This window comes from Variovorax paradoxus (assembly GCF_009755665.1).
Classification (GTDB): Bacteria; Pseudomonadota; Gammaproteobacteria; order Burkholderiales; family Burkholderiaceae_C; genus Variovorax; species Variovorax paradoxus_G.
The window spans coordinates 316,935-340,040 of record NZ_CP046622.1; the positions used below are offsets into that span (position 1 = coordinate 316,935).

Here is a 23,106-nt window from a genome sequence, read left to right on the forward strand (position 1 = left end):
CCTGCTCGTCGGCCGTCAGGGCTTGAACTGGTCCTTGAGGCCCGCCCAGCAATCGGCGTAGTCGGTGTCCAGCGCGGGGCTCTGCAGCGCGAAGTTCGTCGGAATTAAGCGGTACCGGCTTTCGAACATGAAGGCCAGCGTGTTGTCGAGCTTGTGCGGCTTCAGGTCGGTGTGCGTGGCTTTGTCGAAGGCTTCCTCGTCCGGCCCGTGCGGCACCATGCAGTTGTGCAGGCTCGCGCCGCCGGGCTTGAAGCCGCCCGGCTTGGCGTCGTATTCGCCGAGCACAAGCCCCATGAACTCGCTCATGAGGTTGCGGTGGAACCAGGGCGGACGGAAGGTGTTTTCCATCACCATCCAGCGCGGCGGGAAGATCACGAAGTCGCAGTTCGCGGTGCCGGGCGTGTCGCTCGGCGAGGTCAGCACCGTAAAGATGGAAGGATCGGGATGGTCGAAGCTGATGGAGCCGATCACCATGAAGTTGGCCGTGTCGTACTTCACCGGCGCCAGGTTGCCGTGCCATGCGACCACGTTGAAAGGCGACTGCCTGGTTGGTGCCTTCCAGAAGCGGCCGCCGAATTTCTTCACCAGCTCGTAGGCACCGCCGTCTTCCTCGAAAGCCGCCACAGGAGCCTGGAAGTCGCGCGCGTTGGCCAGGCCGTTCGAGCCGATGGGGCCCAACTCGGGCAGGCGGAAATGCGCACCGTAGTTCTCGCAGACATAGCCTCGGGAGATTCCGTCGGGCAATGCCACCTTGAACGCCATGCCGCGCGGCAGCACCGCGATCTCGCCGGGCTTCACGTCGAGCACGCCGAGCTCGGTGGTGATGACCAGGCGGCCCTGCTGCGGCACGACGAGCATTTCGCCGTCGGCGTTGACGAAGGCGCGTTTCTCCATCGAGCGGCCCGCAAGGTACATGAGCGAGCCGATGCCGACCTGCGATTCGGCATCGCCGTTGGCTGCGACGGTGTGCATGCCGTCGATGAAGTCCACATCGGCCGCGCCGTCGAGCGGCATCGGATGCCAGCGCAGCGGCTCGGGCGGCAATGCGATTTCGCGGTCGGCGCCGGTGGTCCAGTGCGGCTGGGCATACGGCTGGTAGCGGCCGGACACCACCGAGGGCTGGCGGCGGTACAGCCAGGTGCGGCGGTTTTCATGGCGCGGCGCGGTGAAGGCGGTGCCCGAGAGCAGCTCGGTGTAAAGGTCGAAGGGCGCGCGCTGCGGGTTGTTGCGGCCCTGGGGCAGGGCACCGGCCACGGCTTCGGAGGCGTACTCGTTGCCGAAGCCGCTCTGGTAGCGCCGCTCGGCACTGGCGGTTGGATGGGTCATGGTGTTCTCTTTCGAAAATCGGGGCGATGGCGCCGGTATGTGTTCAGCTGCCGCGTGCGGCCTCGAAAGCCTCGCGCAGCACGGCCAGCGAGCCGATGTGGTTGGCCAGCACGAGCACGAGCCGCGCGTTGAAGGCATGGCTCTCTTCGTTGGAAAGCCCCTGGTGGGCCTCGATCAGCGCCTCGTAGAAATCGTCGGGTGCTTCGAGGTTCGGCGTGGTGATCAGATGTGGTTGCATGGTGCTGCTCATCCCTTTGCCAACGCACGGTCTATGGCGGCGCGGATGTTCCCCGCCGTGGGTTGCCGCCAGCGCGCGCACACGTGATGGTCGGGCCGCAGCAGGTAGACGGTGCCGGGTTGCGCGTCATAGCGGTGCATGGCGAGTTCGCCTGCGGTCGTAGCGTCTTTCACGCGCACGATGTGCAACGGAAGGTCGCATGCCTTCAGCGCCTGCAGGCTGCGTTCGGTCGCTTCACCGGTGCCGAATACCAGCGCCGTGAACTGCGCCACATGGCATTCGCGCAGCAGCCAGCCGCTGCTGCCATCGGTGCGCACCACGGGGGCGTCGGCCGCTGCGGCGCCGGGGACCATCGCACCGGCAAAGGTGTCGGCGTCGGGCGTGTTGAGCGGCGAATCACGCAGCACCGCCGGCACCGAGAGCCGCCCGCTGTTGACCAGCGTGCGCGCAAACGCATGGCGCTTCGTCAGCTCCAGCACCGCGTCGCGGAACAGGCGGCTCACTTCGCTCTTGGGCGTGATGAAGTCGGTCGCGCGCGTGGAGTTGCGGATGTTTTCGTCGGCCGCGAATTCGCGCTCGCTCGCGTAGCTGTCGAGCAGCGCATCGGGTGCCTCGCTCCGGAGCACGGCCGCGAGCTTCCATGCGAGGTTGTCCGCGTCCTGCACGCCCGAATTGGCGCCGCGCGCACCAAAGGGCGACACGCCGTGCGCCGAGTCGCCCGCAAACAGCACGCGGCCATGGCGAAAGCGCTCCATGCGCTGGCAGGCAAAGGTGTAGACGCTCGCCCAGCCGATGGTGAATTGCACGCCTTCGAAGCCGATGCTGTCGAGCAGCGCACGCACGCGCGGCGTGATGTTTTCGTGCTTGCGCTCTTCCACCGGGTCGGCGTCCCAGCCGAGCTGGAAGTCGACGCGCCACATGCCGTCGGCCTGCTTGTGCAGCAGCACGCTCTGGCCCGGGTGGAACGACGGGTCGAACCAGAAGCGCCGCTCGGTAGGCAGCTGCGCATCCATCGTGATGTCCGCAATCAGGAAGCGGTCGCGGAAGGTGCGGCCCTTGGCTTCGAGCCCCAGCAACTGGCGCAGGTTCGAGCGCGAGCCGTCGCAGGCGGCAACATAGTCGGCTTGCAGTCGGTAGTCGCCCTCGGGCGTTTCCACAGTGAGAACGGCGCCGCCGTCGTTCTGCTCGATGCCCGTCACCTTGTTGTTCCAGCGCAGGTCGATCAGCGGCAGCGCCGCGGCGCGCTCGACGAGATAGCCCTCGACGTAGTACTGCTGCAGGTTGATGAAGGCCGGACGCTCGTGGCCGGGTTCGGGCAGCAGGTCGAAGCTGTAGACCTGCTCGTCGTGGAAGAACACCCGGCCCACATGCCACGACACGCCCTTGCCGACCATACGGTCGCCGCAGCCGAGGCGGTCGAACACCTCGAGCGTGCGCTTGGCAAAGCAGATCGCGCGCGAGCCGCTGGAAAGGGTGTTGTCGTTGTCGAGCAGCACCACCGGAATCTCGCGCAGCGCAAGGTCGATGGCCAGCGTGAGGCCCACCGGGCCGGCGCCGACGACGACCACCGGGCGGCGGGCGGGCGAGGGCGCATCCTGGTCGGCGTGGCGCTTGTAGTCGAAGCGCAGGCTTTGGTAGTCGAGCACGTTTGTCTCCGTGACTCGGGACTTCAGCCTTCGAGCGCCTTCCACATCTCGATGTCCCGCTCCGCCGTCCACACGCGCGGATCGGCATGGCCCGAGGCTTCGTCGTACGCGCGGCTCACGTCGAACGGCATGCAGTGATCGAAGATCACCCACTGGCTGTACTTGGGCTTGAGCTTGGCGTAGGTGTCCTTGTAGACAGTGTTCAGGTCGCGCCCGGCCTTCACGCCCTCCTGCACGCTCGCGTACACGTCGGAAATGAAGTTGCGCGTGCCGGTCAGGCCCTCGGCCACTTCGGCCGGCGTGGTGAGAGCGGCGCCGCGGCCCGGCACCAGCGCGGCGGGCTTGAGCGCCGCGATGTTGTCCAGCGTTTTCGGCCAGTCCTGGAAGTAGGCGTCGCCGGCGTACGGCGTGGCGCCAAACTCGACCAGGTCGCCCGACAGCAGCGTGCGCTCTTGCGGGAGCCACACGACCGTGTCGCCCTTGGTGTGGCCGCGGCCGAGCTGGATCAACTGCACCTCGAGCTTGCCGAGCCACAGCGTCATCTTGCCGGTGAAGGTCATGGTGGGCCAGGTCAGGCCTGGCGGCACTGTTTCCACGTTCTGGAACAGGCGCGGAAAGCGGCCGATTTCGCTGGCCTTGTCGGCCTCGCCGCGTTCCACGATCAGGTCGCGCGTGTCCTGGCTGGCCAGGATGTGCTCGGCCCCATAGCCGGCCGCGCCCAGCACGCGCACCGCGTGGTAGTGCGTGAGCACCACGTACTTGATGGGCTTGTCAGTCACCTCGCGGATGCGGCGCACCACGTCGGCCGCCATGGCGGGCGTGGCCTGGGTGTCGGCCACCAGCACGCAGTCGTCGCCAATGACGATGCCGGTGTTCGGATCGCCCTCGGCCGTGTAGGCCCAGGCGTGCTCCGAGATCTGGCTGAAGGTGATCTTCTTTTCTTCCATGTCGGCCTGGCTGGCGAACTTCTTGGCTTGGCTCATCGTGTGTCTCCGTCGAGTGGATCGAAATTTGATTCGTCTAAAGCAAATGAATTTGCGGTTAACGAATTTCTGAAGTGTAAGCCCGAGATCAGTTAATGTCTAATCCCTTCTTCATGAACGAACAATCAGACGCCAAGGCGGCCATGGCAGCCAACGAGACCGACCGCGCCGCCCAGCGTGGCATCCAGAGCATCGAAGTGGGCGGCCAGCTGCTGCGCGCGCTGGTGCACCACGGCCGGCCGATGGCCCTGAAAGACCTGGCGCGGGAAGCCGACATGACGGCCGCCAAGGCCCACCCGTACATGGTGAGCTTCGGACGGCTGGGCCTGATCGAGCAGGACCGCGCCAGCGGCCACTATCTGCTCGGCCCGCTGGCCTTGCAACTGGGGCTCATCAGCCTGCAGCAGGCCGACCCGGTGCACATTGCGACGCCGCTCATCGCGGGATTGGCGCAGCGCATCGGCCACACGGTGGCGCTGGCAGTGTGGGGGGCACGAGGCGCCACCATCGTGCGCACGGCCGAATCGCCGTCGCCGGTGCATGTGAACATGCGCCACGGCACGGTGTTCTCGCTCACCAACACGGCCTCTGGCCGCGTGTTCGCCGCCTACCTGGAGGCCGAAACAGTCAAGCAACTGCTCGACGCCGAGCGCCAGCGGCAAAAGCAGCGCAAGGCGGGCGAGCAGCCGCCGCTGGCCGGCATGCCGCCGCAGCCGCCGCTGCCGTCGTGGAGCGAATTCGAGCGCCAACTGCAGGAAGTGCGCGTGCACGGCGTCAGCCGCTCGGAAGGCGAGGTGATCGAGGGCGTGAGCGCCATGGCGGCGCCGGTGTTCGACCACACGGGCGCCATCGTGCTCTCGGTCACGGCCATCGGCCCGGCCGCCATCTTCGACACCGGCTGGGACGGCGAAATCGCACGCGCGCTCAAGGCCTGCGCGGGCACGGTGTCCGAGCGGCTGGGCGCAACGTCGGCCGGAAGAAACGCCTCCGCACACCTGGATCCATGAGCCCGGACATCACCGCTTCGTCTTCCACACCCCCGATCGAATCCGCCATTGCCTTGCTGAGCGCCGCCCGGCGCATCGTCGTGTTCTCCGGCGCCGGGCTGTCAAAGGCCTCCGGCATTCCGACCTACCGCGACAGCGACGGACTCTGGATGAACCAGAACGCGCTGCAGTACTCGCATGCCGAAGACCTGCAGCGCGACCCCGCGGGATTCACGCGCTTCTGGTCGCGGCGGCTTTCCGCGGTGGAGGACGCGCAGCCGAACCCGGGGCATACCGCGCTTGCGCTGCTGCAGCGGCTGCGGCCCGCCACGCGCCTCATCACGCAGAACGTCGACGGGCTGCTGACGCTGGCCGGCGGGCTCGACGTGCTCGAACTGCACGGCTCGCTGCGCCGGTGGCGCTGCGACCATTGCGGCAACCGCCAGGGCCCGTGGCCCTTTCACCGCTGCATGCGCTGCGCCTCGCGCGCCCGGCCGGACGTCGTCATGTTCGGGGAAATGCTGAACCAGGGCGTGCTGCTCGATGCGCAGGCGGCCGCGCAGGAGTCGGACGTGTTCATGGTGGTCGGCAGCACGGCCATCGTGTATCCGGCGGCCGAGCTGCCGCAGATGGCGGCGTCGCATGGCAGCCGGCTGATCACGCTCAATATGGAGCCGTTGCCGCATCTGGACGACGCGGCCGCGGTGGTCTTGCGCGGGGAATCCGAAATCCTGCTGCCGCAGTTGCTGGCGGGGCTCGGCGGCTCGCCGGCCTGAATGCCGATCAGCTCTTCTTGCCGCCGAACAGCACCAGAGCGCCGCCCACCACGATGGCGGCCACGCTCGCCCAGGCCGGGAAGTTGACCTGCTGCTTTTCCTTCACCGAAAACTCCAGCGGGCCCAACTTGGCCTGGTGCGTTTCCTTGGTAAAGCTGAAGCCGCCGAGCCCGAGGCCCGCGATGCCGGCCACGATGAGCAGGATGCCGGCGATGCGTGTTGCGTTCATGGTGAGGTCTCCTCGGGGTTATTGGTAGGGTGGCGTCGGGCCGAACCGAGCTTACTGCCGAGGCTGCTGGTCGACCCACTGCACGATGTCGGCCACGGCCGCATCGGTGGCCGCGGCCAGCGCCTTCACGCCGCCGGGCGCATCGGCGCTCGGTGCCGGCCGGCGCACGGTGAAGGTGCGCTGGCCGAGCACGCGGTCGCCGCCCGTGGTGCCGCGGATCAGCGTGGCGCGCAGGCGCACCAGGCCCACGCTGCTGCCGGCCGATTCGAAATAGTGGCTGAACTCGTCGAGCGAAATGCGCAGCGTGTCGGGCACGCGGCCCTCGGTGCGCGCGATGGTCGCGCTTTCTTCCGGGCCCAGCACCGTGCGCCGTTCGGAAAGCGCATCGCGCAGCCGCTGCCGCAGCAGCTGTGCCGGCGGCAGGCTCCAGCGCGACTGGCCGTAGGGCCGCAGTTCGTTGGCATCGGCATAGCCCAGCCGGTAAAGAATCTGCGTGCCGTCGAGCCGCGCGTTGCTCTCGATTTCGGCCAGCGCCAGCGTGGGCAATGCGGCGGCGGGTGGATTGGCGGCCGCGGCCGACGCGGCAATGCCGGGCCCGAAGTCGTACAGCGTTGCGCGCGCGGGCTTGTCGGGCAGCGCGCCGCAGCCGGCAAGCAGCAGCGCCAGGCCCAGTGTCAGGCCGGAACCCAGGCCGAGACCGAGGGATGGACGGGAGTGCATGGCGTTCTTCTTCATGGTCATCACTTCAGGGGCGTCCCAGCGAATTGGTGGTGGGCGGCGCGGAGAAGCCGGGCTCGCCCGGCCCCGCCGCGGTGCCGCCGTTGCCGAACAGCAGCGATTGCGGGTTGTCGTTGATGCCGTCGGCCGCGCGGCCCAGCCGGCGCACCGCGCGCGAAGTGTCGTCGGCCACCCGGTTCACGCGCGGCAGCGTGGCCGAGTTGAACGAGTCGACTGCCTGCGCCAGCGCCTTGGTGCCATCGCCCAGGCGTTCGATCGGGCCTTCGGGCGCATTGAGGCGGCTCACCGTGGTGTTGAAGTTGTTGGCCACGCGCGAGACATCGCCGGCCGCCGTCTTTACTGACGACAGCGTGCCGGGCAGCGCCGCGAGTGTCGGGTTGAGGCCTGTCTTCACCGTGTTATCCAGCTGCTTGAGCAGCGTATTGGCGCTGGCCGATGCCGCCGCGATGTTCTCCAGCGCATCGGCCACCCGCTTCTGGTTGCCGTCGCCGAGCAGCTGGTTGGCGCGCTTCGTGGCTTCGTCGATCTGGTCGATGATGGCTTCGCCGCGGTCCTGCAGTTGCGCGAGCATCGAGGGCTTGAGCGGAATGCGCGGCGGGTCGTCGTTGTTGGGTGCAAGCACCACGTTCGATTCGCCCTTGTCGTCCAGCGCGATGAACGCCAGGCCGGTCACGCCCTGGTAGCTCAGCGTGGCAAAGCTCGACGTGGTGAGCGGCACGCGCTGGTCGACCGTGATGCGCACGCGCACGTTGCCCTTGGTCTTGGGGTCGAAGTCGATCGAGGTCACCTTGCCGACCGCAATGCCCCGGTAGCGCACCATGGCCTGCGGCTGCAGGCCGCTGACCGGGTCGCGCGTGGAGAGCTCGTAGATGTTGCGCACAGTGTCGTCGCGCGTGAACCAGACCACCAGCCCCACGAGCACGGCAATGAGGCCGAGCACGAAGGCGCCGGCGGCGAGGGCATGGGCTTTGTTTTCCATGTGTGGCTACCTTTCAGTGGGCCGCGCCGGCAGGTGGCGGCGCGGCGTTGGAGGGTTTGTCATGCAGGGCCTCCAAGGCGCGCTGGCCGCGCCCTCCCAGAAAATATTCGTGGATGAACGGATGCGGATACGCGATGACCTCGCGCGCCGAGCCGCTGACGATGACCTTGTGGTCCGCCAGCACCGCAATGCGGGTGCTCAGGTCGAACAGCGTGTCCAGGTCGTGCGTGACCATGACCACCGTCAAGCCCAGTTCGCGGTGCAGGCCGCGCAGCAGGTCGCAAAAACTGTCGGAGGCTTCGGGGTCGAGACCGGCCGTGGGCTCGTCGAGCAGCAGCAACGGCGGGTCCATGATGAGCGCGCGCGCCAGCGCCACGCGCTTGATCATGCCGCCCGACAGATCGGCCGGGCTCATGTTGGCGTGCCGGGGCTGCAGGCCCACCATCTGCAGCTTGACCAGTGCCGCGTTGCGGATCAGTTCGTCGGGCAGCAGCTTGAGCTCGCGCAGCGGAAAGGCAATGTTTTCGAGCACGCTGAACGCCGAGAACAGCGCGCCGTGCTGGAACAGCATGCCCACGTTGGCTGCGCCCTTCGCGCTGAGCTCGCCGGGCGCCTGGCCCAGCACCTCGACCGTGCCCTTCGAAGGTTTTTCAAGCCCAAGGATCTGCCGCAGCAGCACCGTCTTGCCGGTGCCCGATCCGCCCACCAGCGAGAGCACTTCGCCGCGCGCGATGTGCAGCTCGAGATCGCGGTGCACCACATGCTCGCCCTCGGCATTCTTGAACACCGTCCAGAGCTTGCTGATATCGACCACGTTGTTCGAATCGGTCATGCTCTGAATCCGATTCCCTTGAACAAAACCGCGAACAGCGCGTCGACCAGAATTACCGCGGTGATCGAGGTCACCACCGACGAGGTCGTGCCGCGCCCCAGGCTCTCGGTGTTGGGTTTCACCTTCATGCCGAAGTAGCAGCCGATCAGTGCAATCAAGATGCCGAACACCGCCGACTTCGCCAGTGCGAGCCAGAGGTTGACCATGGGCACCGCGCGCGGCAGCGCCGAAAGAAAGTAGGCGGGCGAAATGTCGAGCGCCGCATCGGCCGCGAGCATGCCGCCCGCAAGCGCCGCCATCGATGTCCAGAGGCTGATCAGCGGCATCGCGATGGCAAGCGCCATCACCCGCGGCATCACCAGCCTGAAGCCGTGCGGAATACCCATCACGCGCATGGCGTCGAGTTCTTCGGTCACGCGCATCACGCCGATCTGCGCCGTGATGGCCGATCCGGAGCGCCCCGCAATCAGCACCGCAGCCAGCACTGGCCCAAGCTCGCGGATCAGCGAAAGCCCGAGGATGTTGACCACGAAAGCCTCGGCGCCGTACTGGCGAAGCTGCTGCGAGATCAGGTACGCCAGCACCACGCCAATCAACAGGCCGACCAGCGCCGTGATGTGCAGCGCCGTGGCGCCGAACTGATACAGGTGACCTGAAAAATCGCGCCACGGCGCTCGGTGCGGCGCGCGGACGAGCGTGCAGGCATCGAGTGCGAGCTGGCCGACCAGCCCCACGAAGTCGCGCATCACCTGCAGCGCGCGCGGACCCGTGTGCGAAAAATGGCGCAGCCGCTCCGCGAGCGTGGGCGGCGGGTCTTCAGGCGTTCCGACCGTGTACTGGGCCACCTGGTCGAGCACCGCCTTGTGCTGCGGCGACATCTCGAGCGTGGCCGGCCAGTCGTGGCGCCAGTGTTCCCACAGCAGCTGCGCGCCGATGTGGTCGAGCTGCTCGATGGGGCGCAGGTCCCAAGCGCGGTCGTCCGACGGCGGTGCGCCTGCCAGGTCCTTCTCGATGGCCTGCCACGCGGCCCGCGAGGATATGGCCAGCGTGGTCCATCGTCCGCGCGCCACGGTCCAGTTGCGGCCGTCGTGCTCGCGCTGCTCGACGCGCGGCAACACGCTGTCGGCGGCGGATGCGTCGGCAGGCGAAGTTGCTATGGGCATGGTGCGGCGGAGCAGGGCGAAGTAAGAAAAAAGAAGCGGTCGGAAAGGGCGCATCGTAACCGGATGAATCGGCTTTTCCCGTACGCCACGCCGGCGCTTTGCGTAGGGCGGAACGCCGTTCGAATGGCCAAGCGCGCCCTTTTTCCGGTCAGTTCCAGGCTCGCGCCAACGCGTTCCATGCGCTCGCGATGACGGGCTCGTTGCGCCGGGCCGCCAGCGAGACGAAGCGCAGCGCGCAGTCCAGCTGCACGCGGTCGGCCATCACCAGGCCGTGCGACTGGCTCTCGCGGATTGCAATGGAGTCGCGCAAAAGGCTAAGCCCTACGCCCGACTTGAGCAGGTCGAGCATCGAGGCTTCCTGGTCCACCAGCGCCGCCCGTCGCGGCGAAAGCCCGAGCGGGCCGAACACCTTGTTGAGCAGCCGGTGATGCGCGGATTCCGGCGGCGTGCCCAGCCATGGCAAGGCGGCCAGCGCCTTCCAGTCGCGGCCCAGCACCTGCGGCCCCCAACCCGCGGGTGCGACCACCCGGTAGGTGAAGCGGGTGAGCGTGCGCGTCGCGAGCGGAGCTGGCGCGATGGTCTCGCCGTCGTCATCCGTATCGAGGTGAAAACCCACATCGAGCTCGCCGCGCAGCACCTGCGCCAGCACGTTGCCGCTCATGCCGTGGCGAAGCTCCGTCTCGATCTGCGGCGCGGATTCAACAAGCTCGCGCAGGAACACGCCAAGCCGGGTGAACTCAGGATCGAGGATGGTGCCGATGCGAAGCGCCCCGCGCACCGTGCCCTGCAGGTTGCGCGCGGCCTGCTGCAGGTCGCCCACGGCCGAAAGCACGCGCTCGGCTTGCGGCAGCAACGCGGCCCCGTCGGCAGTGAGCGCCAGCCCGTGCGGCGTGCGCGTGAAGAGCTGGAGCCCGGTTTCTTCGGCCAGGCGCTTCAATTGCAGGCTCACCGCAGGCTGCGTCAGGTGCAGCCGCTCGGCGGCGCGCGACACGCTGCCCTCGCGCGCCGCAAGCACAAAGGCACGCAAGATCTGGAGGTCCAGGGCGGCGGCAGTCATATAAGAACGATTTATAAGCTAACAACGCCGAAATCATTGGCTTTTTGTTGGTAGCTTGGGCGAAACTTGCCCAAGAGGCCTGCGAAAGGCCCATGAGCATCAAAAATATCGTTCCCCCGGAGACAAGCAGGCGCCATGAGCGACAACACATTCGACTACATCGTCATTGGAGGCGGCACGGCCGGCGCGCTGATGTGCAACCGGCTGACCCGAAAATCGCAACAGCGCACGCTGCTGATCGAGGCCGGCCGCAAGGACGACTACCACTGGATCCATATTCCAGTGGGCTATCTGTATTGCATCGGCAATCCCCGCACCGACTGGCTCTACAGCACCGAGCCCGATGCGGGGCTGAACGGGCGCACGCTGCGCTACCCGCGCGGCAAGACGCTGGGCGGCTGCTCCAGCATCAACGGCATGATCTACATGCGCGGCCAGTCGCGCGACTACGACCAGTGGGCGCAGCTCACGGGCGACGACGACTGGAAGTGGCAAAACGTGCTGCCCGACTTCAAGAAGCACGAGGACTACTACCTTGGCGCGGACGAGCTGCACGGTGCGGGTGGCGAATGGCGGGTGGAGAAGCAGCGCCTGCGCTGGGACATCCTCGACGCGTTCGCCGAAGCCGCCGTGGAGGCCGGCGTGCCGCACAGCACCGACTTCAACCGCGGCAGCAACGAAGGCGTCGGCTACTTCCAGGTCAACCAGAAGAACGGCTGGCGCTGGAACACGGCCAAGGCCTTCTTGCGGCCCGTGTGCTACGGCCGGCCCAATTTCGAGATGTGGGTCAATGCGCACGTCACCAAGCTGATCATCGAGACCCAGCCCGACGGCAGCCAGCGCTGCACCGGCGTGCAGGTGTGGGACGGCCACGAGATGATCACCGCGCATGCCACGCGCGAGGTGGTGCTGTGTGCGGGCAGCATCGGCTCGCCGCAGATCCTGCAGCTTTCGGGCATCGGCCCGGCCGAGCTGCTGCGCCAGCATGGCATCGATGTGGTGGTCGATGCACCGGGCGTCGGCGCCAACCTGCAAGACCATTTGCAGATTCGCGCGGTCTACAAGATCAACGGCGCGCCCACGCTCAACGTACTGGCGTCATCGATGTACGGCAAGGCAAAAATCGGCCTCGAATACCTGATGAAGCGCAGCGGCCCGATGAGCATGGCGCCTTCGCAACTGGGCGCATTCACGCGCAGTTCGCCCGAGCACGAGTGGCCCAACCTCGAATACCACGTGCAGCCGTTGTCGCTAGACGCATTCGGCGAGCCGCTGCACAGCTTTCCGGCCTTTACCGCGAGCGTGTGCAACCTCAACCCCACGAGCCGCGGCACCGTGCGGATCAGGAGCCCCCGCTTTCAGGACGCGCCGGCCATTGCACCCAATTACCTGAGCACGGACGAAGACCGCAAGGTGGCGGCCGATTCGCTGCGCGTGACGCGCCGCATCGCCTCGCAGCCTGCGCTTGCCAAATACAAGCCGGAGGAATGGAAGCCCGGCGTGCAGTACCAGAGCGATGAAGACCTGGCGCGCCTCGCGGGCGATATTGCAACCACGATCTTCCATCCGGTGGGCACAACCAAGATGGGCGCCGACGGCGACCCGATGGCGGTGCTCGACTCGAAGCTGCGTGTGCGCGGCGTGCAGGGATTGCGCGTGGTCGACGCGGGCGCGATGCCGACCATCACCAGTGGCAACACGAACAGCCCGACGCTGATGATGGCCGAGAAGGCCGTGGGGTGGATTCTGGAAGCGAATCGCTGAGAACTTTTGCTCGGGGCTGTTGCGGGTTCGGGGCGCTGCTGTTCAGGGTGTGTGCAAAGGCCACCGGGTACTCCCCTCCGCGAATGTCCCCCGCCTTCGGCTCCTCCTTTATTTCGCTGCGGGGAGCACCCGATGCCCTGTGCACTGGGGCACGCGGCTGGTGCAACGCTGATCAACGACTGCTCTGGATCACGCTCACGTTGATGGGGTGCCTTGCGCAGCGAAATAAAGGAGGAGGGGCGCAGCCCCGGGGGACATTCGCGGAGAAAGGTACCCCGTCGGCGGGAGCGCCGCCCTGAACACCGCCGCTCCAAAAACTCACGCAGCGATCACTTCTCAATAGTCTTGTTCCAACGCGCATTCCAAGCAGGACGATTCGCATTGATGCTGTCCCAGTCGATGGTGACCGCAGCCTTCATCCACTGGTTGATGTCGGCCACCTGCTTCACCCCATCGCCCACGGCCGGAGCCTTGGGGTTGGTGGGAATCTGCGCGCCGTACTGCAATACGTTGGCCTGAGCCAGCGGGCTCAGCAGAAACTCGGCGAGCTTTTGCGACAGCTCTGGCTCGCTGTTGTTGGCAATCACGCACTGGCCCACCATCAGCACCACCGCGCCTTCCTTCGGTGGCGCGTACTCCACCGGAATGCCCTTGGTCTTCAGCGCGGCCACGGCCGTGGGCGTCAACGGAAAGATCGCGGCTTCGCCGGTCTGCACCATTTCCGAGAGCTTGGCCGAACTGGGGATGTACTCGAGCACGTTCGGGCCGATGGTGGTGGGCCAGGCCTTGAAGCCCGGCTCCACGTTCTTGTCGTTGCCGCCCTGGATGCGGTTGAACATCAAGAAGCCGTGCAGCCCGAAGGACGATGACGACATCGACTGGAACACCACCTTGCCCTTGTACTTGGGGTCGGCCAGGTCCATCCACGAGGTGGGCGGCGCCCAGCCCTTGTCCTTGAACATCTTGGCGTTGTATGCCAGGCCCGTCATGCCCAGGCTCACGCCGCTGGCCATGTCGTCCTTGAAGCGGGCGGCCGGATAGATCTCGGCGAGCGACGGATTGGGTCGCTGCTTCTGGCACAGGCCCATGCCGATCGCGCGCACCATGATGCCGTCGTCCAGGAACATCACATGCATTTGCGGGCGGTCCTTGTTGGCCTGCGCCTTCGCAAGGATGTCGGATGAAGTGCCCGGCACCACCACCACCTTGGCGCCGTAGACCTTCTCGAAGGCGGGAAACACGTACTGCGTGTATGCCTTCTCCATGGTGCCGCCGTTCATGCCGATGTAGAGCGTCTTGGTCTGCGCGCCGGCGGTGCCGCCGGCCGCGAGCGCGGCCACTGCTGCCGCACCGAGCACGGTCCGGCGAAGAGAGAAGAAAAAGGTCTTCTGGAAACGGGACATGGTGTTTTCCTTTCAGGGTGGGCTGGTAGTGGTTTCTTCGGGAAAGAAGCGTTCGATCGAGAAGGCATCGATCGGCGTGCTGCTGCGGCCGTCGCGCACGAGCTCGGCGAGTACCTCGCCGGCGGCGGGGCCGATCTGGAAGCCCGCGCCCGAGAAGCCGAAGCCATGGAACAGGCCGGGCGTGGTGCGGCTCGGGCCGAGCACCGGCTGTCGGTCGGGCAGGTAGCCCTCGGTGCCGCTCCAGGTGCGGATGAAGTGCGCATGGCGCAGCGCGGGCAACAGCTCGATGGCCTGTACGGAGAGCGAGGCGATCGCATCGCGGTCGGAGCGCGCGCGGTCGGCATCGAGCGCAATGCCCTTGCCGCCGCCACCGAGCACGAGGTTGCCCCGTGCCACCTGCCGGCAGTAGATGCCGCCGCCCTCCACACCGAGGCTCCAGTTCATGAAGAAGGGCAGCGGCTCTGTCACTGCCATCGCGGGATGGCCCGATTGCAGCGGCACCTCTTCGCCGAACTCCGTGGCGATCGGCCCTGCCCATGCGCCCGCGCAGTTGAGCAGCGCCGGCGCATGCACTTCGAGCGCGTTGCCCGAGCGCAGTATGAACGCCTGCCCGTCGTGCGCCACTTCGTCCACCTTGTGGCGCTCGAAGATCTGCGCGCCCGCGCGCTGCGCAGCAAGCGCAAAGGCGGGCGACACCAGCCGCGGGTTGGCCTGCCCGTCTTCGGCGCACAGCGAGCCGCCCACCGCACGCGTGCCGAGCCAGGGGCAGCGCTCGCGCAGGCGGGCGTCGGAGATCAGTTCGAGCCCGAGATCGAAGTCGCGGCTCTGCGCACGGTAGCGTTCCAGCGACGCCATGTCGGCCTCGCTGCGCGCGATCTTGAAATGCCCCGAACGCAGGTACTCGCCATCGGTGCCGATGGTTTCGCGCAGGTTGCCCCAGATGCGGTGTGCGCGTTGCGCGAGCGGCAGTTGGCTCACCGGCCGGCCCTGCCGCCGCACGCCGCCGTAGTTGACGCCGCTGGAACGCGAGCCGCACAGGTCGCGCTCCAGCAGCACCACGCCGATGCCCATCCGCCGCAAGGCCAGCGCTGCGGATGCGCCGACGATGCCACCGCCGACGATGGCGACATCGGTCCGCAATGTCTTGCGTCCGCTCATGCGCCGGCTCCTTCGGTCGAAGGCGCCGTGTTGGCCAGGTGAATCGGAATCGGCTTGATCGGCGCCTGCCCGCGCAGCCGGCCGACCTGCTGCACCGGCTGGCCCGTGGCATGCGCAAGGATCTCGGCTGCCGCCACGCCGCACATGCGGCCCTGGCAGCGGCCCATGCCCACGCGCGAGAGCGCCTTGAGCCGGTTCATTTCGTCGGCGCCGTTCTCGGCAACGGTCTGGCGCAGCGTGCCCGCGGTGATGTTCTCGCAGCGGCACACCACCAGTTCGTCGGGCGCATGCGCGGCCCAATCGTGCGGCACCGGAAAGGCGCGCTCCAGCCCCTGGCGGAAGGCGCCGAGCTTGTGCAGCTTGCGTTCGAGCATTGCGGCGCGTGCGGCATCGATGGCCGCCCCGCCGTCGGCCAGCAGCGCGAGCGCGGCGCGTTCGCCGGCCCACTCGGCCGCATCCGCACCCATGATGCCGGCGCCGTCGCCCGCGAGGTACACGCCCCGCACGCTGGAGCGGCCGGCCGCGTCGCGCACCGGCAGGTGCGCACGGTGCAGCGGCGCAAACTCGAAGCGGCAGCCCAGCAGATCGGCCAGCTGGGTTTCGGAACGCAGCGCATAGCCGAAGCCGACGGCGTCGCAGGCCAGCGTGCGTTCTTCTTGCCCGTCATGCCACGCCACACCGGCCACGCGGTTTTCCGTTGCGTCGCCGAGCACGCGCAACGGCCGCACGCCGCCGTGCAGCGCCACGCCGTGCGCGCGCAACCAGGCCACGTAGTACACGCCCTTGGCGAACACCGCCGGTTGCCGCAGCATCGCGGGTGTGGCGGCAAGCTGGTCCGCGAGCCGCGACGTATCCAGAACCGCGGCCACCTTCGCTCCGGCCTTTGCGTACTGGTACGCGACCAGGTAGAGCAGCGGGCCGGTGCCCATGAACACCACGCGCTGACCGATGGCGCAGCCCTGGAACTTGAGCGCCACCTGCGCGCCGCCCAATGTGTAGACGCCGGGCAGCGTCCAGCCAGGGACTGGCAGCACGCGGTCGGTGGCGCCCGTGGCGACGATCAATTGCCCGTAGGGCACGCTGGAGGTGCTGCGCGTGGGGCCGTGCAGCACGTCGAGCCGGCCGCCTTGCGCATTCCACACCAGACTGTCGGCGCGGTAGTCGATGCGTTCGCGCAAGGCGTCGAAGGCGGTGTGCACCGCATCGGCGCGGCGGGCCTCGAAACCGTAGAGCACATTCGCGCTGCGCTCCGCCAGGCTCGAAGGCGGGCGCCGGTAGATCTGGCCGCCGGCACGCGACGCCTCGTCGATCACCACGGGCCGAAGGCCGTGTGCCACCAGCGCCTGTGCGGCGCGCACGCCCGCCGGCCCCGCGCCCACGACCACCGGCTGCAATGCGGAAAAAGAAGAAGGAGCCGTCATGCGCCGCTCCTTCCCGTGACCAGCGCCATGCCCGGCGCAATGAAGGTGGAGCAGGCGCGCAGGCGCTCGCCTTGCTCGGTGGCAATCCAGCAATCCTGGCAGGCGCCCATCATGCAGAAGCCGGCGCGCGGCTCGTCGCTGAACTCATTGCGGCGCAGCTGGGCGGCTTGCGTGAGCACGGCAGTCAGCACAGTGTCGCCCGCAAGTGCGGAGGCTGGCTCGCCGTCGAGCGTGAAGAGCACCGCGGCGCGGCCGGTCTCGGCCACGCGATGCAACAGCGGTTGAAAAACGGTCGGCAGGCTCATCGGCGCCCCACCAGCACGCGGTCCAGCCCGTAGACGCGGTCGAGCACCACCATCGCAACGGCCGTCACCGCCACCATCAGCGCCGACACCGCCGCCATCAGCGGATCGATCGACTCGGTGGCATACATGTACATGCGCACCGGCAGCGTGACCGTGCTGGGCGACGTGACAAAGATCGACATCGTCACTTCGTCGAAGCTGTTGATGAAGGACAGCAGCCAGCCGCCCGTGACGCCCGGCAGGATCATCGGCAGCGTGATGCGCCGGAACACCGTCGCCTGGCTCGCGCCAAGCGACAGCGCGGCCTGCTCGGCGCTGCGGTCGAAGCCCACGAGCGCGGCCACCACCAGGCGCAGCGTGTAGGGCGTAACGATCAGCGCATGCGCCATCACCAGCCAGCCGAAGCTGCCGGTGCCGCCCACCAGCGCAAAGAGGCGCAGCAACGCCACGCCCAGCACCAGGTGCGGAATGATCAGCGGCGAGAGGAAGAGGCCGTTCAGGAAGTCACGGCCCGGAAACGCGTAGCGCGTGATCGCCATGCCCGCGGGCACCGCGAGCAGCGTGGCAATGGTGGCCGAGGCCAGCGCAAGCCACAGGCTGTTCCAGAACGACTGCATGAAGTCCGGGTGCGCGAACACCGCCTTGAACCAGCGCAGCGAGAAGTGCGTGGTGGGAATCGTCAGCGTGTTCTCGGGCGTGAACGCGACGATGCACACCACCACGAGCGGCGCCAGCATGAAGGTGATGACAAGCGCGTTGAACGCGAGGGCGAGGGGGCCGTTCTTGCTCATCGGATTACCCCAGTGCCTTCTTGTAGCGGCCTTCGACCAGCCGGTTGTAGCTCAGCATCACGATGAGGTTGGCTGCCAGCAGAACCAGTGCAACCGCGGCGCCGAGCGGCCAGTTGAGCTCGTGCAGGTATTCGTCGTAGACAACGGTGGCAACCATCTTCAGGCGGCGTCCACCGAGCAGACCCGGAATGGCGAACGAGCTCGCGGCCAGGCCGAACACGATCAGGCTTCCCGAGAGAATGCCCGGCATCACCTGCGGCAGCACGATGCGCCGCAGCGTGGTGAAGTGCGAGGCCCTGAGCGAAAGCGCGGCGTTCTCCACGCCTGCATCGAGCTTCTGCAGCGAGGTCCACACCGGGATCACCATGAACGGCAGCATCACGTGGACCAGCGCCACGATCACCGCGATCTCGGTGTAGAGCATCTTCACCGGCCCGATGCCCACAAGGCCCAGCAGCGCGTTCACTGCGCCCTCAGGCCCCAGCAGCATGCTCCAGCCGAAAGCGCGCACCACCACCGAAACCAGCAGTGGCGCCAGCACCACCAGCAGCAGGATCGATCGCCACGGGTTGCGCATGCGGCTCAGCACATAGGCCTCGGGTGCGCCGACCAGCACGCAGATCAGCGTGACGAGGCCCGAGATCCAGAAGGTGCGCCAGAAGATGCCGTGGTAGTACGAGTCGGTGAAAACCTGCGTGTAGTGCTCGAGCGTGAACTCGCCCGTCTTCGGCCCGGTGGCCGGGTCGTACACATTGAAAGACAGCACCGCCGTGAGCGCGAGCGGCACCACCAGCAAGGCCGCGAACAGCAGAAGCGCGGGCGCCGAAAGCCACCAGGCCACAGCCTTGGGGGTCGATCCGCTCATGCCGCCACCGCCTCTTCGGCCGGCAACAGGCGCGTGCAATGCGCGGGCCAGTCGATGCCGGCGGCGCTGCCTTCATCGAGCGCTTCGCGGCCGTCGTTGGGGCTCAGCACCATCAGGTCGCCGGCGGGCGTGCCCAGGCGGTAGAGCCACTGGCTGCCCAGGAAGAAGCGCTCCCGCACCGTGCCGTCGAGGCGGCCGCGGCCGGCTTCCACCAGCTGCAGCTTTTCGGGGCGCACGCTCATCAGCACCGGGTCGCCCGGCTTGTAGCCGGTGTCTTCGACCTCGACGGTGAGCGAACCGATCTCGACACGGCAGCTGCGTGCGCCACAGGCCGTGACGCGGGCGTCCAGCAGGTTGGCCTTGCCCACGAAGGTGGAAATGAAACGCGTGCTCGGATGTTCGTACACGCGGTGCGGATGGTCGATCTGCGTGGCGCAGCCGCCTTCCATCACCACCACGCGGTCGCTGATGGACATGGCCTCGCTCTGGTCATGCGTGACCATCACCGTGGTGGTGCCGACCTTGCGCTGGATCTGGCGCAGCTCGAACTGCATTTCTTCGCGCAGCTTGGCGTCCAGGTTGGAGAGGGGTTCGTCGAGCAGCAGCACAGGCGGCTCGATGACCAGCGCGCGCGCAAGTGCCACGCGCTGGCGCTGGCCGCCCGAGAGTTCGCGCGGGTAGCGTGTGGCATGCGCTTCCAGGTGAACGAGCGCGAGGGCCTGCTTCACCCGTTCGGCGCGCTCGGCCTTGGGCATCTTGCGCATCTCGAGGCCAAAGCTCACGTTGTGGGCCACGGTCATGTGCGGAAAGAGCGCGTAGGTCTGGAACACGATGCCAAGGCCCCGCGTGTTGGCCTTGGCATGCGTGATGTCCTTGCCGGCAAGTTCGATGCGCCCGCTCGACACCGCCTCGAAGCCCGCGATCATCTGCAGCGTCGTGGTCTTGCCGCAGCCCGAAGGCCCGAGCAGCGAAACGAACTCTCCCTTTTCCACTGCAAGGTTCATGGCCGACACGGCGCGCGTCGCGCCGTAGAACTTGCTCACGTCGGTGAGCCTGAGGAATGACATGGAAGAGCCTTTCTGCGCGGTGTCGTGAACGGCGCGCCGCACCTTGGTGCGCGCCATGGACAAGAGAGAACTTTCAATTCACTCTATTGCAACGATTGCGCCAACTCGCCTCGGGTATTCCATTAATCAGAATATTTCTATTATTTATTCCATCCAACGGAATATGATGCGGACAATGGACCCAAAGAATTCCACAGGAGAAGCCATAGAAAGCCCCACGGCCGCGAGCGGCGGCGTTCCGCGCGTGTTTTCAGTGCTTCGAGCGCTGGGCGCGGTGCAGGCCGAAGGCGGCCGCGTGACGCAAATTGCACGTTCGGTCGGCCTCACGCAGGCGACCACGCACCGCCTGCTGCAGTCGCTCATGGCCGAGGGCATGGTCGAGCAGGACGAGCGCAGCAAGCTCTACCGCCTGAGCATCGATTTCTTCGCGCTCGCGGCCAGCGCCGGCAACCCGGGTGACCTGCGCTCCATTTGCCGCCCGGTGCTGCTGCGCCTGTGCGCGAGCCTGGGCGACAGCATCTTTCTATTGGCCCGCAGCGGCTTCGACGCGGTGTGCCTCGACCGCAGCGAAGGCCCGTTTCCCATTCGTTCGTTCACGGGCGACATTGGCGGTCGCATTGCGCTGGGCGTGGGGCAGGGCGCGCTCGCCATCCTGGCGTTTCTGCCGGAGGCCGAGCGCGAGGAAGTGATCCGCTTCAACCTCTCGCGCGTGCGCGAGTACGGCGTGTACGACGAGGTCTATCTGCGCACCGAGATCGAGCGCGTGCGCCAAGCCGGCTATGCGGGGCGCAACACCGGCCTGCTCGAAGGCATGGCCGGCGTGGCGGTGCCCATTCTCGACCGCGAGGGCCGCGCGGTGGCCGCGCTGAGCGTGGGCACCATCGCAGACCGGCTCAACGCCGACCGCATGCCCACCGTGGTCGAACTGCTCAAGCGCGAGGCCGCAGCCATCGGGCCGAAGATCAACCCATTCGATGCAACGCTCAGAAGGCCGGCGCAGAGCCTGGCGGGGTCGCCGGCAGGGCAGAAGATCCCCTTGCCGGACGCGCCGGAGCCCCGATAGGCGCCACGTTCATTTCAGCTTCCTGTCTTCGCTCTTGGCTTCCGCCATGGCCTCGGGCTCCAGTTCCTCGGCGGAGCGGTTCAGGCGGATGAAGATGCCCCAGCCCGCCATGAGAAGGCCGACCGAGCCCAGCATGGCGGCGGCATGCAGCATCAGCTCGGGCGCTTCGCGCGCCTTGAAGGTCGCAACCAGGCCTTCGACCGCGACGGCCACCACGATGACGACCATGAAGCGGGAGAGAAAGCGGCGCACCCGTGTCGGCGCGCCGATGTGCGCGTCGCGCACCACTTCTTCTTCCAGCACGGTCTGTGAGATCTGCAGTGCCACGACGCCGGCCGCCAGCAGGCCCACCGCCTCGATGATCGCCTCGGCCGCGGGAAGGTCGAGCCCCTGCATCACGGCACCCCAGCCGGCCCGCGCCGCGATGACGACAAGAACGAGCGATGCGGCGGCGAATGCGAGAGCCATCAGGGCATGGATTGCGGCGTACAGGGTGAGGATCGACTTCATGGCGCTATCGGTGTTGAACGTGCGGCGAGGCGAGGCCCCGGGGCAGCGCACGAGGACCGCGCCGGGGTGCGGAATCTTCGGCGCAGCCCGGCGGGTTGCGCGTAGGCGCGAAGCCCGTCCCGCACCGGGCGCATGCCGAGTTCATTCGGCAAACGCATCAAGTCCTTCCTTTTTTTCACTAGGCAAGCGCGCGGGATTGGAAGATATTGCGCCGGTCCCGTCTTGCCGTTTCCTTTCCTCTCCTCCTCCCTTCCCGGAGCGCGCCCATGTCCGAAGCCCAAGCCCCTGTCTCCCTTGCCGCCGAAATCGAACAGCTGCTGCAGCGCCTGGGCGTGCCCCGCAGCGCCTACACCGGCGGTGAACTGACGGTGCGCTCGCCGGTGACGGGCGAGGTGATTGCACAGGTGCCGCAAACCAGCCCGGCTGAAGCAACCGCCGCCATCGGCCACGCGCATGAAGCTTTCAAGGCCTGGCACAGCGTCCCGGCACCGCGCCGCGGCGAGCTGGTGCGGCTGCTGGGCGAAGAGTTGCGCGCCGCCAAGGCCGACCTCGGTCGCCTGGTCACGCTCGAGGCCGGAAAGATTCCGACCGAAGGCGCGGGCGAGGTGCAGGAAATGATCGACATCTGCGACTTCGCAGTCGGCCTCTCGCGCCAGCTCTACGGCCTGACGCTGGCCACCGAGCGCGCCGAGCACCGCATGATGGAAACCTGGCATCCGCTGGGCGTGTGCGGCGTGATCTCGGCTTTCAACTTTCCGGTGGCCGTGTGGTCGTGGAACGCGGCACTGGCGCTGGTGTGCGGCGATCCGGTGGTGTGGAAGCCGTCGGAAAAAACGCCGCTCACCGCGCTGGCTACGCACGCCATCGCGCAGCGCGCCGTTGCGCGCTTCGGCGATGCGCCTGAAGGGTTGCTCGGCCTGCTGCTGGGGCAACGAGACATCGGCGAGGTGCTGGTCGACGACCACCGCGTGCCGATTCTCTCGGCCACCGGTTCGACTGCGATGGGCCGGCAGGTGGGGCCGAAGCTGGCTGCGCGTTTTGCGCGCGCCATTCTTGAGCTCGGTGGCAACAACGCCGCCATCGTCACGCCATCGGCCGATCTGGACCTCACGTTGCGCGCCATTGCGTTCTCGGCCATGGGCACGGCCGGCCAGCGCTGCACCACGCTGCGCCGGCTCTTCGTGCACGACAGCGTGTACGACGCGCTCGTGCCCAAGCTCGCCAAGGTGTACGGCAATGTGCGGGTCGGCGATCCGCGCGAGACCGGCACGCTGGTCGGGCCGCTGATCGACCGCGCTGCATTCGACGGCATGCAGAAGGCGCTCGGCGAAAGCCGCGAGATCGGCGCCACGGTGCACGGCGGCGAGCGGGTCGAGGGGATAGGCACCAAGGACGCCTACTACGTGCGCCCCGCATTGGTGGAGCTGAAGTCGCACGACGGCCCGGTGCTGCGCGAAACCTTCGCGCCCATTCTTTACGTGGTGCGCTACAGCGAGCTCGACGATGCCATCGAATGGCACAACGCGGTGGGCGCGGGCCTGTCGTCGTCGATCTTCACGCTCAACGTGCGCGAGGCCGAGCGCTTTCTGTCGAGCGCGGGTTCCGACTGCGGCATTGCCAACGTCAACATCGGCCCGAGCGGTGCCGAGATCGGCGGTGCGTTCGGCGGCGAGAAGGAAACTGGCGGCGGCCGCGAAGCCGGCTCCGACAGCTGGAAGGCGTACATGCGCCGCGCAACGAACACCATCAATTACTCGACGGCGTTGCCTCTTGCGCAAGGCGTGACCTTCGATATCGGCGATTGAT

At 67.3% G+C, this 23,106-nt stretch carries 23 protein-coding genes; 5 read left to right on the plus strand and 18 right to left on the minus strand.

Going from position 1 to position 23,106, the window contains the following annotated elements:
* Nucleotides 1–15: 15 nt before the first annotated feature.
* Genes hmgA through GOQ09_RS01480 form a run of 4 tightly spaced genes read right to left on the minus strand, consistent with a single transcriptional unit; the run spans nucleotide 16 to nucleotide 4,193 of the window.
* Nucleotides 16–1,326, minus strand: a complete 1,311-nt coding sequence (gene hmgA, locus GOQ09_RS01465) for a homogentisate 1,2-dioxygenase (protein WP_157611475.1) — start codon at nucleotides 1,324–1,326, stop codon at nucleotides 16–18.
* 43 nt (nucleotides 1,327–1,369) lie between these two features.
* Complete coding sequence (locus GOQ09_RS01470) at nucleotides 1,370–1,564, minus strand: DUF2783 domain-containing protein (protein WP_157611477.1); 195 nt, start codon at nucleotides 1,562–1,564, stop codon at nucleotides 1,370–1,372.
* Nucleotides 1,565–1,572: 8 nt separating this feature from the next.
* The gene (locus GOQ09_RS01475) at nucleotides 1,573–3,210 is read right to left on the minus strand and encodes an FAD-dependent oxidoreductase (protein WP_157611479.1); all 1,638 of its coding nucleotides are present in this window, start codon (nucleotides 3,208–3,210) and stop codon (nucleotides 1,573–1,575) included.
* Nucleotides 3,211–3,233: 23 nt separating this feature from the next.
* Nucleotides 3,234–4,193, minus strand: coding sequence for an MBL fold metallo-hydrolase (locus tag GOQ09_RS01480; RefSeq protein ID WP_157611481.1), 960 nt, complete (start codon nucleotides 4,191–4,193; stop codon nucleotides 3,234–3,236).
* A 143-nt stretch (nucleotides 4,194–4,336) separates the two neighbouring features.
* Between GOQ09_RS01480 and GOQ09_RS01485 the strand changes: the two genes are divergently transcribed.
* Together GOQ09_RS01485 and GOQ09_RS01490 are read left to right on the plus strand one after the other, a co-directional pair.
* Nucleotides 4,337–5,200, plus strand: coding sequence for an IclR family transcriptional regulator (locus tag GOQ09_RS01485; RefSeq protein ID WP_157616539.1), 864 nt, complete (start codon nucleotides 4,337–4,339; stop codon nucleotides 5,198–5,200).
* Entirely contained in the window at nucleotides 5,197–5,955 is a 759-nt protein-coding gene (locus tag GOQ09_RS01490) for an SIR2 family NAD-dependent protein deacylase (RefSeq protein WP_157611483.1), read from the plus strand. Before GOQ09_RS01485 ends, GOQ09_RS01490 begins: the two co-directional genes overlap by 4 nt.
* 7 nt (nucleotides 5,956–5,962) lie before the next feature.
* On the opposite strand, the gene GOQ09_RS01495 is transcribed toward GOQ09_RS01490, so the two are convergent.
* The 6 genes from GOQ09_RS01495 to GOQ09_RS01520 all read right to left on the minus strand — a co-directional run bounded on the left by GOQ09_RS01495 (nucleotide 5,963) and on the right by GOQ09_RS01520 (nucleotide 10,953).
* On the minus strand, nucleotides 5,963–6,184 hold the full coding sequence (locus GOQ09_RS01495) for a hypothetical protein (protein WP_157611485.1): 222 nt from the start codon (nucleotides 6,182–6,184) through the stop codon (nucleotides 5,963–5,965).
* Nucleotides 6,185–6,235: 51 nt separating this feature from the next.
* Nucleotides 6,236–6,919, minus strand: a complete 684-nt coding sequence (locus tag GOQ09_RS01500) for an ABC-type transport auxiliary lipoprotein family protein (RefSeq protein ID WP_431769294.1) — start codon at nucleotides 6,917–6,919, stop codon at nucleotides 6,236–6,238.
* A gap of 10 nt (nucleotides 6,920–6,929) precedes the next feature.
* Nucleotides 6,930–7,901, minus strand: coding sequence for an MlaD family protein (locus GOQ09_RS01505; RefSeq protein ID WP_157611489.1), 972 nt, complete (start codon nucleotides 7,899–7,901; stop codon nucleotides 6,930–6,932).
* Nucleotides 7,902–7,914: 13 nt separating this feature from the next.
* Nucleotides 7,915–8,733, minus strand: coding sequence for an ABC transporter ATP-binding protein (locus GOQ09_RS01510; RefSeq protein WP_157611490.1), 819 nt, complete (start codon nucleotides 8,731–8,733; stop codon nucleotides 7,915–7,917).
* Nucleotides 8,730–9,896, minus strand: a complete 1,167-nt coding sequence (locus GOQ09_RS01515) for an MlaE family ABC transporter permease (RefSeq protein WP_157611492.1) — start codon at nucleotides 9,894–9,896, stop codon at nucleotides 8,730–8,732. The genes GOQ09_RS01510 and GOQ09_RS01515 overlap by 4 nt, the downstream gene beginning before the upstream one ends.
* Nucleotides 9,897–10,044: 148 nt before the next feature.
* A complete protein-coding gene (locus GOQ09_RS01520) occupies nucleotides 10,045–10,953 on the minus strand; it encodes a LysR family transcriptional regulator (protein ID WP_157611494.1) in 909 nt (302 codons plus the stop codon).
* Nucleotides 10,954–11,088: 135 nt separating this feature from the next.
* On the opposite strand from GOQ09_RS01520, the gene GOQ09_RS01525 reads away from it, so the two are divergent.
* Nucleotides 11,089–12,717: a GMC family oxidoreductase gene (locus tag GOQ09_RS01525; protein ID WP_157611496.1), complete on the plus strand. Its 1,629-nt coding sequence runs from the start codon at nucleotides 11,089–11,091 to the stop codon at nucleotides 12,715–12,717.
* Between the two features lie 329 nt (nucleotides 12,718–13,046).
* Here the strand turns inward: GOQ09_RS01525 and GOQ09_RS01530 are convergent, their stop codons facing one another.
* From GOQ09_RS01530 to GOQ09_RS01560, 7 genes are read right to left on the minus strand one after another with little or no spacing between them, the layout of a single operon-like run.
* A complete protein-coding gene (locus tag GOQ09_RS01530) occupies nucleotides 13,047–14,120 on the minus strand; it encodes an ABC transporter substrate-binding protein (RefSeq protein WP_157611498.1) in 1,074 nt (357 codons plus the stop codon).
* A 12-nt stretch (nucleotides 14,121–14,132) separates the two neighbouring features.
* Complete coding sequence (locus GOQ09_RS01535) at nucleotides 14,133–15,278, minus strand: NAD(P)/FAD-dependent oxidoreductase (RefSeq protein ID WP_157611500.1); 1,146 nt, start codon at nucleotides 15,276–15,278, stop codon at nucleotides 14,133–14,135.
* Nucleotides 15,275–16,699, minus strand: coding sequence for an NAD(P)/FAD-dependent oxidoreductase (locus GOQ09_RS01540; RefSeq protein ID WP_157611502.1), 1,425 nt, complete (start codon nucleotides 16,697–16,699; stop codon nucleotides 15,275–15,277). Before GOQ09_RS01540 ends, GOQ09_RS01535 begins: the two co-directional genes overlap by 4 nt.
* Nucleotides 16,696–17,004, minus strand: a complete 309-nt coding sequence (locus GOQ09_RS01545) for a (2Fe-2S)-binding protein (RefSeq protein ID WP_157611504.1) — start codon at nucleotides 17,002–17,004, stop codon at nucleotides 16,696–16,698. The genes GOQ09_RS01540 and GOQ09_RS01545 overlap by 4 nt, the downstream gene beginning before the upstream one ends.
* Nucleotides 17,001–17,795 (minus strand): ABC transporter permease, encoded by a 795-nt coding sequence (locus tag GOQ09_RS01550; RefSeq protein ID WP_157611506.1) that lies wholly within the window; start codon nucleotides 17,793–17,795, stop codon nucleotides 17,001–17,003. Before GOQ09_RS01550 ends, GOQ09_RS01545 begins: the two co-directional genes overlap by 4 nt.
* A gap of 4 nt (nucleotides 17,796–17,799) precedes the next feature.
* A complete protein-coding gene (locus GOQ09_RS01555; protein WP_157611508.1) occupies nucleotides 17,800–18,660 on the minus strand; it encodes an ABC transporter permease in 861 nt (286 codons plus the stop codon).
* The gene (locus GOQ09_RS01560) at nucleotides 18,657–19,727 is read right to left on the minus strand and encodes an ABC transporter ATP-binding protein (RefSeq protein ID WP_157616540.1); all 1,071 of its coding nucleotides are present in this window, start codon (nucleotides 19,725–19,727) and stop codon (nucleotides 18,657–18,659) included. Before GOQ09_RS01560 ends, GOQ09_RS01555 begins: the two co-directional genes overlap by 4 nt.
* A gap of 175 nt (nucleotides 19,728–19,902) precedes the next feature.
* On the opposite strand from GOQ09_RS01560, the gene GOQ09_RS01565 reads away from it, so the two are divergent.
* A complete protein-coding gene (locus GOQ09_RS01565; protein WP_431769295.1) occupies nucleotides 19,903–20,790 on the plus strand; it encodes an IclR family transcriptional regulator in 888 nt (295 codons plus the stop codon).
* A 9-nt stretch (nucleotides 20,791–20,799) separates the two neighbouring features.
* Here GOQ09_RS01565 and GOQ09_RS01570 read toward each other — a convergent pair whose 3' ends face one another.
* On the minus strand, nucleotides 20,800–21,300 hold the full coding sequence (locus tag GOQ09_RS01570) for a hypothetical protein (protein WP_157611510.1): 501 nt from the start codon (nucleotides 21,298–21,300) through the stop codon (nucleotides 20,800–20,802).
* A gap of 266 nt (nucleotides 21,301–21,566) precedes the next feature.
* Between GOQ09_RS01570 and amaB the strand changes: the two genes are divergently transcribed.
* Nucleotides 21,567–23,105 carry an L-piperidine-6-carboxylate dehydrogenase gene (amaB, locus tag GOQ09_RS01575; RefSeq protein WP_157611512.1) on the plus strand — a complete coding sequence of 513 codons (1,539 nt, stop codon included), beginning with the start codon at nucleotides 21,567–21,569 and terminating at the stop codon, nucleotides 23,103–23,105.
* Nucleotide 23,106: the final 1 nt, after the last annotated feature.